Source organism: Paenochrobactrum pullorum (assembly GCF_041929845.1).
In the GTDB taxonomy this organism is placed as follows: Bacteria; Pseudomonadota; Alphaproteobacteria; order Rhizobiales; family Rhizobiaceae; genus Paenochrobactrum; species Paenochrobactrum pullorum.
This window is the reverse complement of sequence record NZ_JBHEEH010000001.1, coordinates 1,041,610-1,055,342: the sequence shown is the minus strand read 5'-3', so window position 1 is coordinate 1,055,342 and position 13,733 is coordinate 1,041,610. Positions and strand designations below refer to the sequence as shown.

At 48.8% G+C, this 13,733-nt stretch carries 17 protein-coding genes and 1 pseudogene; all 18 read right to left on the bottom strand.

Going from position 1 to position 13,733, the window contains the following annotated elements; translation table 11 throughout:
- Window positions 1-51: 51 nt before the first annotated feature.
- Complete coding sequence (locus JNC77_RS05035; protein WP_374830515.1) at window positions 52-504, bottom strand: RT0821/Lpp0805 family surface protein; 453 nt, start codon at window positions 502-504, stop codon at window positions 52-54.
- Window positions 505-642: 138 nt separating this feature from the next.
- Window positions 643-1,947, bottom strand: a complete 1,305-nt coding sequence (locus tag JNC77_RS05030) for an ATP-binding protein (protein WP_374830513.1) — start codon at window positions 1,945-1,947, stop codon at window positions 643-645.
- Window positions 1,948-2,021: 74 nt separating this feature from the next.
- Window positions 2,022-2,705 carry a response regulator transcription factor gene (locus tag JNC77_RS05025; protein WP_374830014.1) on the bottom strand — a complete coding sequence of 228 codons (684 nt, stop codon included), beginning with the start codon at window positions 2,703-2,705 and terminating at the stop codon, window positions 2,022-2,024.
- Window positions 2,706-2,745: 40 nt separating this feature from the next.
- Entirely contained in the window at window positions 2,746-3,045 is a 300-nt protein-coding gene (locus tag JNC77_RS05020; protein ID WP_374830012.1) for a hypothetical protein, read from the bottom strand.
- 96 nt (window positions 3,046-3,141) lie between these two features.
- Window positions 3,142-3,348, bottom strand: a pseudogene (locus JNC77_RS05015) (hypothetical protein).
- A gap of 22 nt (window positions 3,349-3,370) precedes the next feature.
- The gene (locus JNC77_RS05010; RefSeq protein WP_374830010.1) at window positions 3,371-7,186 is read right to left on the bottom strand and encodes a baseplate multidomain protein megatron; all 3,816 of its coding nucleotides are present in this window, start codon (window positions 7,184-7,186) and stop codon (window positions 3,371-3,373) included.
- Window positions 7,183-7,665, bottom strand: a complete 483-nt coding sequence (locus tag JNC77_RS05005) for an NlpC/P60 family protein (RefSeq protein WP_374830008.1) — start codon at window positions 7,663-7,665, stop codon at window positions 7,183-7,185. The genes JNC77_RS05010 and JNC77_RS05005 overlap by 4 nt, the downstream gene beginning before the upstream one ends.
- Window positions 7,662-8,537, bottom strand: coding sequence for a phage/gene transfer agent baseplate hub protein (locus tag JNC77_RS05000; protein WP_374830006.1), 876 nt, complete (start codon window positions 8,535-8,537; stop codon window positions 7,662-7,664). The genes JNC77_RS05005 and JNC77_RS05000 overlap by 4 nt, the downstream gene beginning before the upstream one ends.
- Entirely contained in the window at window positions 8,534-9,172 is a 639-nt protein-coding gene (locus JNC77_RS04995) for a phage distal tail protein, Rcc01695 family (RefSeq protein ID WP_374830004.1), read from the bottom strand. The genes JNC77_RS05000 and JNC77_RS04995 overlap by 4 nt, the downstream gene beginning before the upstream one ends.
- Window positions 9,173-9,715, bottom strand: coding sequence for a phage tail tape measure protein (locus tag JNC77_RS04990; protein ID WP_374830002.1), 543 nt, complete (start codon window positions 9,713-9,715; stop codon window positions 9,173-9,175).
- 28 nt (window positions 9,716-9,743) lie between these two features.
- Complete coding sequence (locus tag JNC77_RS04985; RefSeq protein WP_374830000.1) at window positions 9,744-9,965, bottom strand: rcc01693 family protein; 222 nt, start codon at window positions 9,963-9,965, stop codon at window positions 9,744-9,746.
- Window positions 9,959-10,306, bottom strand: a complete 348-nt coding sequence (locus tag JNC77_RS04980) for a gene transfer agent family protein (protein ID WP_374829998.1) — start codon at window positions 10,304-10,306, stop codon at window positions 9,959-9,961. Before JNC77_RS04980 ends, JNC77_RS04985 begins: the two co-directional genes overlap by 7 nt.
- Complete coding sequence (locus JNC77_RS04975) at window positions 10,303-10,716, bottom strand: phage major tail protein, TP901-1 family (RefSeq protein ID WP_374829996.1); 414 nt, start codon at window positions 10,714-10,716, stop codon at window positions 10,303-10,305. Before JNC77_RS04975 ends, JNC77_RS04980 begins: the two co-directional genes overlap by 4 nt.
- Before the next feature lie 96 nt (window positions 10,717-10,812).
- Window positions 10,813-11,223 (bottom strand): DUF3168 domain-containing protein, encoded by a 411-nt coding sequence (locus JNC77_RS04970; RefSeq protein WP_374829994.1) that lies wholly within the window; start codon window positions 11,221-11,223, stop codon window positions 10,813-10,815.
- Window positions 11,220-11,345 carry a hypothetical protein gene (locus tag JNC77_RS04965; RefSeq protein WP_374829992.1) on the bottom strand — a complete coding sequence of 42 codons (126 nt, stop codon included), beginning with the start codon at window positions 11,343-11,345 and terminating at the stop codon, window positions 11,220-11,222. The genes JNC77_RS04970 and JNC77_RS04965 overlap by 4 nt, the downstream gene beginning before the upstream one ends.
- Window positions 11,342-11,677: a phage head closure protein gene (locus JNC77_RS04960; RefSeq protein ID WP_374829990.1), complete on the bottom strand. Its 336-nt coding sequence runs from the start codon at window positions 11,675-11,677 to the stop codon at window positions 11,342-11,344. Before JNC77_RS04960 ends, JNC77_RS04965 begins: the two co-directional genes overlap by 4 nt.
- Window positions 11,674-12,240, bottom strand: a complete 567-nt coding sequence (locus JNC77_RS04955; RefSeq protein WP_374829988.1) for a head-tail connector protein — start codon at window positions 12,238-12,240, stop codon at window positions 11,674-11,676. The genes JNC77_RS04960 and JNC77_RS04955 overlap by 4 nt, the downstream gene beginning before the upstream one ends.
- A gap of 243 nt (window positions 12,241-12,483) precedes the next feature.
- Window positions 12,484-13,731 (bottom strand): phage major capsid protein, encoded by a 1,248-nt coding sequence (locus JNC77_RS04950; protein ID WP_374829986.1) that lies wholly within the window; start codon window positions 13,729-13,731, stop codon window positions 12,484-12,486.
- Between the last annotated feature and the right edge of the window lie 2 nt (window positions 13,732-13,733).

The window sequence follows — 13,733 nt, the reverse complement described above, 5'->3', positions numbered from 1 at the left end:
TTTAAGTGAATAGGTCAATTCGCCGCAAATTAAGAGATTTAACTATTAAAATCAGGTCAGCGGCGTCCAACTACCATTCGGATTGCGGCAAGCCGTACCACGCACTGTTTGCGGAACACCATCCATATTAAAGCTATGCGTATATTGACGGCAGTTTTGCGAGCCAACCTGATACGCTTGGGCTGCAACCACTTCACCGGATGCCGAAGCAAATGAAGCTTTCCATTGCACGGCTTTTCCGGCAGCAGAATATTCCAGCGCCCGATATTCTGCTTCCAGCGCTTTACGACGATCCTCACCAGCAAGTTTCAAAGCATTCGAACCGAGCAAACCATTACCCAGCTCACTTAGCACACCAGCATCTTTTTTATTGAATCCTACATCAGACGATCGCAAATCAGGCACCGCTCTGCCATCTGTTCCGCAAGCGCTCAAAATAACGGCCGCACCAATGAGTATATATGTGGAAAAGAACTTTCCTGAAAAAGGCACCGAGAACGGCATATTAACTTTCATAGACACCGACTTTCACCCAATCACTTAGAAACTGCACACAAATTACAGGCTCTCTAAAGCAAAGCACGATAATGGTCCCTATATAGCAGAAATTGCGCCTTAATCTTGTTAAAGATTAGTTAATATTCACTTTTTAACGAGCGGAAGCGTAATTTGAGCATTAAGTCCGCCGAGCTGTGACGATTTCAACACAAATTTCCCGCCATATTCTTTCACTGTGTCCTGAACGATCGCAAGTCCCAGTCCTGTTCCGGGCTTCGTTTCATCAATACGGCGGCCGCGTTGCATGGCTTCCGCCATTTTATCATCGGCCAATCCAATGCCATCATCTTCGATTGTAATGGTAAATTCGACATTGTCTGCGCTTGCCAAACTCATGAGGATTTGTGACCGTCCCCATTTTCCGGCATTTTCCATAAGATTGCCGACAACTTCTTCCAGATCTTCTTTTTCACCGGCAAAGATAGCATCCGCAAAACTATTAACAAAACAAACTTCAAGCTGCGGATTAAGTTTTTGAGTTACCCGTGCTATCCGCTCCAAAACGGGTGTCACCGGCGTTCTGAATACGACACTATCGCGCTGCGCCGCAATGCGGGCACGTTGCAAATAATGCTGAATTTGCATCTGCATCGCTTCACACTGCTCGCTTACTAGACGCCCCTGTTCACCGCCGATAGTACGTGCTTCATTCAGTAAAACAGTTAAAGGGGTTTTAAGCGAATGTGCCAGATTGCCGACTTGTGTTCGTGAGCGCTCCATAATGCGCAAGTTATTTTCAATCAATGCGTTTGTTTCTTGTGCGAGCGGTGCAATTTCAATCGGCAGATCAGAAGTCAAACGTGGCGCTCGCCCCTCACGAATATCGGCCAGTGAACGACGTACCCTATCTAAGGGACGCAGGCCAAATAAAATGACCGCAGCATTGATTAAAATACTACCAATACCGAAAATGCCTAAATAGCCATATAATCGGGCATTAAAATCTCGATATTCTTCTTTAACCTCACTTAAATTGCCCATCACTCTGAAACGGGCAATTCTGTTTTCGCCATCAAGAACGACTTCCGTCTCGGCGACAAAAACCTCTTCACCATTAGGGCCAAGTGCGGGATAAGTGCGCTTAAAAGAACTATCAAAAGGGTAGTTAGCCAGACTTTCCTGTCTGATCTTTCGACTACCCAATGATAAAGAATGCAATGTCCCGTGCAGATTGGCAGAGACCGAATCCACCTCCCAATACCAACCAGACGAAGGGCTAGAATAACGGATTTCGCCGAGTTCCGGATGGCCTTGCAAATCGCCATTATCCGAAACACTAACCGAGCCTACCAAATTATAAAGATGTGCCCATAACAGACGTTCAAAATTACGCTCTGCGGCCTGTTTGTAAATCGAGCCAATTAAAGTGGCAACCACCACCAGCGCCACGATTACCCAAAGCGTTGATAATGTGACCACACGTAATGCAAGGGAATGAAGAGCCGGTTTGAAGCGTGCAATGTTCAGTTGCTGATACCTTCCGGATTAGCGACCGAATTCATACGATACCCCATACCACGCACGGTCTCGATGAGGTCGATGCCCATTTTTTTGCGCAAACGTCCGACGAAAACTTCAATCGTATTCGAATCTCGATCAAAATCCTGATCGTATAAATGCTCAACCAGTTCAGTACGCGAAATAACCTTGTCCATATGGTGCATAAGATAAGACAACAACCGAAACTCATGCGAGGTGAGTTTCAGAGCTGTACCATCAACGGTGACTTTTGATGTTTTCGTATCGAGCAATAATGGCCCGCAGGAAAGTTCAGATGAAGCATGACCGGCCGCACGACGGATAAGCGCGCGCAACCGTGCAAGAACCTCTTCAACGTGAAACGGCTTGGCCACATAATCATCAGCACCAGCGTCGATACCGGCCACTTTATCCGACCAGCGATCACGTGCCGTCAGCATCAAAACCGGCATTGTCCGGCCATCACGACGCCAGCGCTCAACCACGCTGATGCCATCCATCTGCGGCAGACCGATATCGAGGATGACAGCATCATAAGGCTCAGTATCGCCTAAAAAATGGCCTTCTTCACCGTCATAAGCACTATCAACCACGTAACCGGCCTCACCCATTGCTTCCGAGAGCTGACGATTCAGGTCTTTATCATCTTCAACGATCAATATGCGCAATGCCGCCTCCGATAAGCACTTATAAAGTTTAAGTGTCTGCTTATTCCGCAGGCACCGCAACTTCTACACGGCGCGGACGTTCGCCGTCACGGCCAGGAACCAGCACTACAATAACGCAGACATTTCTGCCCCCCTGCACCGCAGGAGTAGCTTTGGTTAAAGTTCCGCCTTGGGCGGCAGCAACGCGCTGACCAGCTGCAGCACAATCATCGGCAGCAGTCACCACAAAATTTGCCTTGTGCGGAACAATCATAGGAAGGCTGGCGGAGTTTGCCGGTGAGCCAACAGCCGCAGCAGCCATACCAAAAATAAGTGTAAATGCGGAGAGCTTTTTCATCATGATGCTTTTATAGTATGCCCTAGCTGAACATTACATGAATGACCCAGACAGGCTGAATCCCATTTAATTAATCATTAGCTATCATGTTTTGTAATTTTATGAAATGCGTGATGTTGCCTTCATCCGCCCAATAATAGCAAAAATTCCCGCACCGGCTGCTGCCAGTTGCATAAGTGCATCTACCAGTGTCGCCTGTTCAATCACACCAATTGGAATTCCAAGCAGATTTTCAGCCCACTAAAGCAAAGCCACCATCGAAGTCCAGATGGTGCGCGACAAATACCAAGGTTTATTCGCTGTCATGTCTGACCTCATTTTCTTTGGTTTATAGGGTTAAATGAAGCGTGGAGAGATCACCGGGGCCAGATTGTGCGCTGATCATGGCCACCTTGAACTGTAAATCGACCGACTCAGATCCAAAGAGCTCTTCTCGTTGTACGGAAGCTAAATTCCAACTTTGTTCATCAACCTCTTCTCCCCAAATTTTCACTCCGTCTTTCCATAATTCAACTTGATAGCGCTCACGCTCTTCGCCAATCACGATTTCGTCAGCAAGCCAACTATCCGCATCAATTCGCCCACGACGAATCCATGAGAATTGCGTATCGCCGCCCTGTTTTTTTGCGCGCAAATGAACAGGGCTTAACGATCGCAAAGCACGCATCCCACCCGTCGCTGTCATCGTCTCAAAATAATCTGATGTGAAAGGTCTGCCAGCTGTTCCCAACCGCCAGTTTAATTGCAAGCCAATTTCTGCTGCATCCAAACCAACCGGAACAACTGATGAATCAAGCAAGACAAACGGAGCTTCCGCCTGTTTTTCCATGAGGCTTTGCGCTTCTGTTCCAAGCTGACCGCGTAAGAAATCAGACAGGCGCCAATAACCACTCGCCATTTCTTCAGCCTGTAAAAACTGCAACACTTCCCATTCACCATCAGGCGCTTGGATGATTGCGGTATTTGCGCCATTATAAAGCTGTTGCATTGTGCAGGAGTGCAATTCAGCCGAATAAAGCACGACATCCAGATAATGCCCGCTGATAATTCGCCCGCTCGCTTGGCCAGGTGCAAATGGCTGCAAAAGCTCGCCTATCACTGCACGGGATGTAACAAGTGTTCGCTCGACAAAACCATCTTCCTGCGGAGAAACATAAGCTGCAACACCGCGCCACGGTTTGGCATGACATGCCACCCGCAATTGCTGATGTGCTGTCTGCGCACCCGGCCATAAAGGCAGATCAATCAGATACACAACCGGTTTTACATCCAAAACCGGTGCGGGATCAGGTTTGAAAGGAACGTCTCCATGATCAGACGTATCAATGCGTGGTGCTAGCGCCACAGCCTGCACTTGCCGCACCTCTCCATCTTCTAAAAATGTGATGACATAGTCACGATTGCCGTTGACTACCGGAATTTTTACGCGGTCTCCGACATGAAACTGCGCGCGCGCCCAAGGTACTGCAAATGAAACCGAGCGCCTTTGTGCCCAGCGCCTTAACAGCCATTGCTCCACCAGCCCATCCGCAGCCCCTCGCTCCAAAGAACCGGAAAGACTTGTCGACTCGTCACCTTCGCCTTTATTCTGATAGGTTTTAGCTCCGGCTGACTGATATTCACGCATCGGGTCTTGATAAAACAGTGTCGCATTACGCGGCAGATCATTTTTATCTTCCATAGTGATCGTGAGAGCATCCGCCTCATCCGGCACTACAATATCATCAATTATGCGAACAGCCTCTTGTCGACGATCCAGACTTTTAAAAATGAATTTGCCATCTTTTTCAAAAGCATGAATGCCAAAAATATCGAGCAGCGGCTCTAAAACTGAACGTGCAGTTGTCGGGTCGGGAATGACAAATCCATTCACAAAGCCATCAGCCTGACTGCTGTCAACCTCCGGCAAACCATAATCTTTGATAATTTGTGCAATCAGTTCATCCAAAGACACCTGACTTAACCGACCATTCAGCCAATGTCCACGCGCCCAATTTGCGGCATCACCCCAATAATGATTATAAAGCGGAAACTCCGGAAATGGGCGGGTATCCCATGCCCAGAGATAAATCCGCTCATCATCCAACATTTTACCGCCATAGATCGGCGAAACCGGATTATGTGCCCCAGCCTCAGGCCAATATGCTATATGCGCGCGTAAAAATCTGTCCATCGCCAAATCAGAACGTGCAGCATTGGAAAAATAAGGCACGGCATTTTCCGATGATTTTCTATCTGGAAAAACATTAGGCTGGTTCGGCCCTTTATCCACTGCCGGACAGCCAAGCTCGGTCAACCAAAATGGCTTCGACATTGGTAGCCAAGGTGTTGGTGTTGTTTTTTCTGCGCCATCTACACGGTTATAATGGGGGTTTGCCCACCAAGAATTCAAATCTTTATACCGGAAAACCCAAGGCTTTCCCGCCCGACCATCCGTGATTGGCGTGCGGATACGTTTTTCATGATCTTCAGGATTGGCATAATACCAATGATAGCCCTCACCTGCAGCAATCTGGCTTTTCAGGCACTCAAGATCATAGGGTGCGGTAAAACCATCCGGATTATCAGTATGCCAATCCTGATCACGCCAGTCACTGAGCGGCATATAATTATCGATGCCAATCGCATTGATTGCACTATGTGCCCAAAGCGGATCCAGATGAAAGTACACATCGCCTGAACCATCTTGTGTCTGATAGCCAAAATATTCTGACCAATCCGCCGCATAAGTAATTTTACAACTGTTTTCAAGCTTGTTGCGCATGGCTTGCGCCAAATCACACAAAGCATCGACAAACGGGAATGCTTCCCTTGATGAGCGCACATGGGTTAATCCGATCAGCTCCGAGCCGACCAAAAACGCATCAACCCCTCCAGCCCTTAGCGCCAGATCCGCACAATGATTGAGAAAGCGGCGATAGCCCCATTCTCCTTCAACAAATTGGTTGATTTGATCGGCTGCAATGGCAGTTTTATCAACGCTCTCCGCCTGACCAATGGCCGGATGACAGGTAATGCGCCCGCGCCACGGATAGGCAGGCTGTTGATTGCCGCCATAAGGAGACGGCAATTGATTGTCTTCAGCAATATCCATCATGATGAACGGATAAAGTGTCACCGAAAGCCCACGCTTTTTCGCGTCCTTGATAGCTTCAATCACAGTGTCATCAGATGGCGTGCCACCATAGGCAGTTTCATTATGATACCTGCTGATATGATGCGCATTTTCGCGGGCAATATTATTCACCCGCCAATGCCGACTTGGTTTGCGCGCATTCAGTTCGGTCACACCCGGTTTAAGTTTACAATGATCTGCCCGCAGATCATCGCCAAACCACGGCACAATAATCGCCACATGCTTCAAATTAGGACATAAAGCCTGCAACTCATCCATTGAGGCCACCCAATCCGTGTTCCCACGCAAATTATTACGATTAATCAGCCGCTTTTGACCGGGTGTTGATTCATCCGTGATCAAAAATGGCGACAACCCAAATTCTGTAGCCCCTGGCAGCAGTGTCACGGCCTGAACAGATTTTGCCAACTTGCCGACTGTGCGGATCACTTCAAATTGTAGCTGCGGAATACGATGGCCATATTCATCTACCGGAAAGCGTTCGATCACTATATAGGCCGTGCCGCGATAAGCAGGCGCATTGCCTTCTCCTTGCTTTGCCTCTATCAGCGGATCGGGTTGCTGATCGGATGTACCTTTATAGATACGCATTTCGATATTAGTCAGGTCAATCTCTTTACCATCTGCCCAGACACGACGAATTCCGGCAATCTCTCCTTCAGCCACAGCAAAAGCAGCATTGACAAAATAGCTATAAGTGGTGACCTTAGGGCCACCTTTGCCACCCTGACGCTCAGTGGTTTTGTCTTCTTCAAAACGTGTCGCCCAAATCAGTGTGCCAGATACACGCGCAGTGCCATAAATATAGGGTAATGCTGCACCTTCTTCGGCGGTCAGCGGCTTGGCATTTGAAAGGCGCGGGCCTTCAATTCGGCGCGTCGAATTAATGATGGCGCTATCCACCATATAGCCGCCCATAGCCCCGAGAGCCGTGCCGATAGCCGTGCCGACCGGCCCGAATACTGAGCCGATCGCCCCGCCGACAGCCTGCAAGACGACAGTCGTCATAGATTTCTCCCTTGTATCGATTGGCCGGCTGGCTCCGGAAATTCAAAGATGCCTGCAATACGCTTGAACCATTGCGGCACGAGCGCTGAGGTTAAAACCCGATGGCCGTGATAGGCATGGATGAAACGCCCCTCATGCCCCATAATAGCAATATGTTTTGCCGCCATTGTCGGTTGCCAACGAAATATCAGCACTTGTGCGGGCAAAATATCCTTGATACCCATCGGCACGGGTCGACTTACCATATGTTTTTCTGCCGCATCCAATAGCGGTTCTTTATCGGATAGTTCCGCCCAATCAGGCGCGTAAGTTGCAGGTTTTTCCGGCTCATGGCCATAGACCTCACGCCACACACCTCGAATGAGACCCAAGCAATCACAGCCAACTTGTTTGCGCGCCGCACCATGACGATAAGGCGTGCCAAGCCATTGATAAGCTTCTTTCAAAACCGCTTGCGGTATGGTTGAATTCAAGGTCATGGCACCAATGCCCCGCCGTCAAAATTCATGTCTTTATTGATGTAACTATAAGCGGCATCGTTGCCCGGAAGATGCGGAAAACCTCTGAAATTGGCGCTGTTGGCAAATTTGGCTTTGCAAGTGGCAAAGGATTTGTCACACCCAGCCAATATCTCGAACTCATCACCTGCTTGAACTGCAAAAACCGGCTCATCACGCAAACGTATCAGTTGTGAGCGATGTAATGTCACCTTGGATTTTGCGCCCTTGTTGCGCCCGCCAACCCAAGTAAAAACTCCATGCATAAACCAATCTGTTGCATGACTTTCCAAGCCGGACATTTCCATGTCCGCCCCATTTACCGCAGCGACCACACCTCGCGCATGATTGCGCGGGTCATTGCGGATAATGCCGCAACGTTGATCGCCCAATTCCGCATCGCATTGGCGTAAAATCCGGCGTCCGTGAATTTTATCATAAACTGCGGCTGCGCCTTTAATTTCGGCAACAAACTTCTCGCCGCTGCGGGTTATTTTGCCGATTGTCCAACTTTGCAAAAACAAATGCTCGTCAGGCGCGCTCCAATTGACGAGATAAGTTTCCACCAAAGCATCATCATAAAACCCGTTTTCGATGTCCTCTTCACGGATACGATCACTGACCAGTGCGCCTTCAATTTCACTGCCGCTGACAGAAAGACCAAGCTTGGAATGCGCTTCGCTCGAATTCATGCCGCTTTGTGGTTCGCATCTAATACCTTTTATAACGAGCGGAAAATCATGATCCGTAAAGCCAAAGACCTGCTGGGTACTGCACCGTATTATCCAGACAAAACAATGGTTTGTTACAACACCTTGCAAATGTGATTCCAGTTGCGGCGAAATTGTTCTCATGCCTTCACCTCAATGATTGGAATGGACGGGATTTCACCAGCCTGAAATGACGAGATGCTCGCCTGCAAACGATCCGTGTTAAAACGAACGGCTACATCGAATAAAAAGCCAGCCGTGATTACGGCTCCTTCATCCGGCACTCTTTCCTCACTTAGCGTCACCATGCCAGTTAAAGCATCCGCCTGATAATCAGTGCCGTTTTGCAGCACGTCCCCATTCACCGCCAGCTTCACGCTGAGAGCCACCGGCTTGGTAATCATACGACTATAGGTGTCGTAAGTTTTGATGAGCTGAAAGCTGTTGGTTTCGCCATCGCCAATGCCGATCTGTTGATCAAGTGCCGTTGGCTCTTGTGCCCCATGATTAGAAAAATGATCAAACGGATCACGAAAGCGAAATGCAAATAATGAACCCCGTCGCGCTTCAAAAAAGCTCAACACTTGGCGCAAATCGGCGAGTGAGCGAATACCGGTTCCGGCATCAAAATGGCGACGCGATTGCGCCCATCGCGCATTACGTTTTTCATGCCCTGAATTAAGCTGCACGATTTCGTTTTTCCACTCAGGCCCCGCCACTGAACCAAAAGAAACACCAAGTGGAAACGCCACATCATGAAAGGAATTAATCTGCCCCATTTACAATCTCCTTGCACCACGACTAACGGCTCCGGCCAACATCGAGGCCAATTGCGCTTCGGATTTGCGAAATGATGCGGCGTCCGGCGAGGACATATTAAAAACAATGCTGACCGGCTTGGCGCCGCCACCGGTGGCAACTCCCAATCGTCCATCGGAACCGCGTGCCAATGGCAAAATAGCTTCTGCTCCCGCTTCACCGGTCAGGCCGATATTGCCGTTACCCATACCGAAATAAGTCGGGCTGGAAACAACGCCTCCTTTGGCAAAGGGTTTAATGCCGCCAATTCCGGCCATTACACCGGAAAATAAGGATGAAGCGACACCTTCCAACGGTTTCATGCCAATCGACAAAGCCATGCCCGCCATATCACCGGCGAGTTTGCGCAAGACATCATCCAACCCTTTGCCATCCACAACCGCACCTTTCAGCGCCGATGAAAGACTGTTGCCAAATGATGTCGAACGCTTTTGCAAATCATCAAGCGTCCGATTGAAAGCGGTTGTATCCGCTTCAATCGAGACGGTCATATTCTCATTCATGATGGTTCCTTAAAGGCTGATAGGTCGCTTAAAGATCAGGATATGCCTGCATCAGCTCGTTCAGCGTCTGCCTGTCCGGCACATTCACTTTCAACTGATATGCGCCGATCATGGCGTTCAGCTCCCGCAAACTCAACGCCCAAAAATCTTTTGGTGCGAGGCGAAATTGGCCTAAGCCGATCTGCATCACATCCGCCCAAGGGAAAGCGCTGTCCAGATCAGATTTTGATTCAAAATGCGTATTCAACATATTGATTTTTTGTCAGAAACTGCATTTTCTGCTGTGCCAAATGTTACCGTTAAAAGCTCGGCGACAATACGGGCAAAACCGGCAGCACCGCCATCAGCACGCATTTCTGCCACATCTTCCAAAGTCACATTATGCCCGCCACCGCGAAGGCCTGCACATAAAATACGGATCATGTCCTGTGCCGATAATTGCGCTGCAGAAAATCGGTTTAAGAGTTTAGGCAAATCATCTGCTGCAAAAGCCGATTCAAGTTCGGCCAATGCGCCGAGGGTTAAACATAATGTCCAAGGGCGGCCATCAAGGACAGCGCCCACCTCTCCGCGATGCTTATTGATCATCATGGCAATTCTCCAAAGCTGACAACACCTGCAGATTCAAGCGCCATTTCAAAGGTCACTTCGCCATCATGATTGCCGCCATATTCAAGTGCAACAATCTGGAAAAGCCCGCCCAATACACCAAAATCCGGCAAGATGATTTCCCAATTGCGGATTTCGCCTTGGAAGAAAACCTGACGCAGCAAGGCGTCGGAGACTGCATCTTTAAAAATACCGGAGCCACTCACAGACGCACGCTGTACACCGCTCGCGCCTAATAATTGCCGCCAGCGGCCGCTTGCATCCGCATCGGTCACATCAACGGTTTCGGCATTGAACGCGATACGTTTTGTGCGTAATCCTGCGCAGGTTTCAAAGCCCCCGCTTTCAAGGGCAATTTTTAAAAGAATGTCTTTACCTCTTTGTGCTGACATCAAATTCTCCGTGAAAAACATGAGCGAACGCAAAGATCCGGCAAACATCGTGGTTTACCGGTCTGCAAATTCGCTGCTTTATATAATGAGTATTGCTTAGACTGTTTGTGGCTCAGTCACTGCGCGGTAACGCATGATGCCCTGATAGGCATTACGACGGTCGCTGTTTTGGGCAGAAATTTCCTGTAAATTCAGATTGACCAATACATGGCCTATAAGCTCAAGCGTCCCGTGATCCAGTTTTTGCGCAATCAACTCAATCACTTCCAATACAAATTTACGTCCGCTGCTCTGCGCCCAGATATGCAAGGAAATCAAATGCTCTTGCCCCGGCTCACTATCGGTTGACCAATCATAAACAACACTGCTGCCAAGCGTGATATAAGGAAAACCAGTCGTCGGCGGCACATGGTCGAGAATACGATTTGTGCCCAGCTTGGCGCTCACATCCGCATCATTGCGAAGAAGATCATAAATTGCTTTTTGCAAACTAATAGATGCACTCAATCTTCCCGCTCCTCTTGGCTTATTGTTTTTTGTTCGCGCCAGTTCCGCTCTGCCAGCGCCAAAGATTTCAGACGCAATGCGGTCAAAAGCGCTTCAAAACGCAATTTCACCGCCAGTCTCATGTAGTTTCCTCACGTACGAAACAAATCTGATAACGCCGCGTTTCATCGGCATCCTGAATGGCATCAATCTGGAAAATACGGCTGCCTCTACGCAGTCGCATCCCCGCTTTGATCATTTCATCAAAACGGATGGTAATGCGATGGGTTGTTTCCGGGTGCCAGCGCTGCGCCAAAAAACGTGATGACGACGTAATTGCACGAATTTGTCCCCAGATGAGTGCAATTTCCTGCCAGCTTTCCGTATAACCGCCGATGCCGTCTGCTTGGGGTTTAAGCTCTTCCAGCTTTAATTCTGTGCGTAGTCTCCCCGCACTCATAAACAGCGTATTCATACCGATACCCGCTTCCAGATATCGACAAGGCGCTCAAAGTGACTTGGAAATGAAATTGGCTGAGACTGCTCGTCAAAGGCTCCGCGAAATTCATATAAATGCGCCACCAGAACCAAAATGGCCTGTTTCAGCACATCAGGCACTGCTGTAGCTTCAGCACCAAAACCAACAGTCAGATCAATTTCCAGACCACTCAATGAAGACATATCGGCGCGCGCCTGCAGATAAAGCCGTTGCGGACGGCCTGCCTGTTGCAGCTTCCAGTCATCCGCATCAAATCTCACCGGAGTACCATCAGGTAAATATGCTGTTATCGCATCGACTGATGTGACCGGATAACGATAAAGCGCCAGACGATTGGAACGTGGCCAACGATCAACATGCAAGCGCCAGCTTTGTGTAATAAGCGCTAGTCCAGCGCGCGCTTCCACTGTTTCACGGGCAGTTTTAATCAAAGATTGCAGCAGCTTGTTTTCGCTGTCGGTTGTGATGCGAAGATAAGCGCGCGCTTCATCGATCGTCACCGGCTCGATGGCCGGAGGCGTTACAGAATGCATTGTCATAAGATTTTCCCTCTGTGAGAAACCTACATAAAATCAATATTTTATGGAAAATCGCTGAAATACAGATTCATCGATTTATTATAAATAATCTACCTGCCAAAACCGGCAGGTAATTTTCACGACTCTGGCCAAAAACCGGCAGGTATTTTTCACCTCCTTGGCCAAAAACCAGCAGGTATTTTTCACGACTCTGGCCAAAAACCATCAGGTATTTTGGACCGCATAATTCGGTTCAAAAAACGATCAGTCCGAGAATTTAAGCAGTTTGATAGCGTCAAAGTCCTGCACACCGCCACCCACATGTTTGGTGGTGTAGAACAACACATATGGTTTGGCAGAATAAGGATCACGCAATACGCGGATGCCGGCACGGTCAACCACCAGATAGCCACGAGAGAAATCCCCAAAAGCAATTGGTGTTTTGTCTTCATCAATGTCCGGCATATCTTCTGCTTCAACCAGACCAAAGCCCATAAAGCTTGCCTTGTCCCCAATGGTTGCAGGCGGCTGCCAGAGATATTGGCCGTCATTGTCTTTAAGTTTTCGCAAAGCACTTTGCGTTTTGCGGTTCATGACAAAATTGGCGTTCTGACGATAACCCGCTTTAAGCGAATAAATCAGCTCGATCAGCACATCGGAAGGATCGGTCGCTGGTAATGCACCAGCCGCACCGGTTGCAACTGTGCCAAGTTTACCCCATGCCCAGTTTGTCTCATCAACAGTGTCATAACTCAAGAAACCTTTCGGCTTGTTGACACCATCACCATTGATGAAAGCGGCACTTTCCTGCTCGGCAAAAGCTGCTTCCACTTCGGCAGAAATCCACTGTTCAATATCCACCGCCGCATCATCGAGCAGCGAAGATGTGGCTGCAGGCATGGCGTAAATTTCCATGGTCGGAAACTGCATTTCTGCCAATTGTGTCGAATTGGTCTGCGGACGCGCTGCAGTTTCAGAAACCCATCCGGTGGCCGGACCACTGATCGAAAACGGCTTTTTGAGCACAGCGCCCGAAACCTGACGCACTGTCGCCAATAATCGGATCGGCGACAAAACACTCAAACGACGACCGATCTCGGTTTCCAGTTCTGCCGGCACCAGATAGCCGCCATCAGGCCCCGAACCATAAGAATGGGCTTTCAGTTCAATGGCACGCAGGTTTTGTTCATCACCTTTACGCACATAATTTTGAAACGCATTTTTATGCTCGACATTCATGGCAGGCATATGGCCACCAAGTGTCGGGCGCGCCTGTTTCAGCACCATGTGATCCATAGCCTGTTTCTGCTCGTCCAGAGCGCGGTTAATTCTGTCGACTTTCTCGGTGATCAGCACATCGGTGCCGACATGTTTTTCTACACTTTTAAGGCGCTCGTCATTGGCTTCTTTAAAGACAGAGAATGCGCCCATAAATTCATCAAATGCAGCGCTGATATCAGCATTGTGGTTAACAGATTTGGTTTCAAGCGCGGAAGTTTCAATATGATCCATGT

Bases quoted from the DNA above. Each gene is read 5' to 3' on its own strand.
- JNC77_RS04995 (WP_374830004.1), bottom strand. From the start codon at position 9,172: ATGGGGCAGATTAATTCCTTTCATGATGTGGCGTTTCCACTTGGTGTT.
- JNC77_RS04975 (WP_374829996.1), bottom strand. From the start codon at position 10,716: ATGTCAGCACAAAGAGGTAAAGACATTCTTTTAAAAATTGCCCTTGAA.
- JNC77_RS05010 (WP_374830010.1), bottom strand. From the start codon at position 7,186: ATGACGACTGTCGTCTTGCAGGCTGTCGGCGGGGCGATCGGCTCAGTA.
- JNC77_RS04965 (WP_374829992.1), bottom strand. From the start codon at position 11,345: ATGAGACTGGCGGTGAAATTGCGTTTTGAAGCGCTTTTGACCGCATTG.
- JNC77_RS05035 (WP_374830515.1), bottom strand. From the start codon at position 504: ATGCCGTTCTCGGTGCCTTTTTCAGGAAAGTTCTTTTCCACATATATA.
- JNC77_RS05005 (WP_374830008.1), bottom strand. From the start codon at position 7,665: ATGACCTTGAATTCAACCATACCGCAAGCGGTTTTGAAAGAAGCTTAT.
- JNC77_RS04980 (WP_374829998.1), bottom strand. From the start codon at position 10,306: ATGATGATCAATAAGCATCGCGGAGAGGTGGGCGCTGTCCTTGATGGC.
- JNC77_RS05020 (WP_374830012.1), bottom strand. From the start codon at position 3,045: ATGATGAAAAAGCTCTCCGCATTTACACTTATTTTTGGTATGGCTGCT.
- JNC77_RS04960 (WP_374829990.1), bottom strand. From the start codon at position 11,677: ATGAATACGCTGTTTATGAGTGCGGGGAGACTACGCACAGAATTAAAG.
- JNC77_RS05000 (WP_374830006.1), bottom strand. From the start codon at position 8,537: ATGAGAACAATTTCGCCGCAACTGGAATCACATTTGCAAGGTGTTGTA.
- JNC77_RS04985 (WP_374830000.1), bottom strand. From the start codon at position 9,965: ATGTTGAATACGCATTTTGAATCAAAATCTGATCTGGACAGCGCTTTC.
- JNC77_RS04950 (WP_374829986.1), bottom strand. From the start codon at position 13,731: ATGGATCATATTGAAACTTCCGCGCTTGAAACCAAATCTGTTAACCAC.
- JNC77_RS04990 (WP_374830002.1), bottom strand. From the start codon at position 9,715: ATGAATGAGAATATGACCGTCTCGATTGAAGCGGATACAACCGCTTTC.
- JNC77_RS04955 (WP_374829988.1), bottom strand. From the start codon at position 12,240: ATGACAATGCATTCTGTAACGCCTCCGGCCATCGAGCCGGTGACGATC.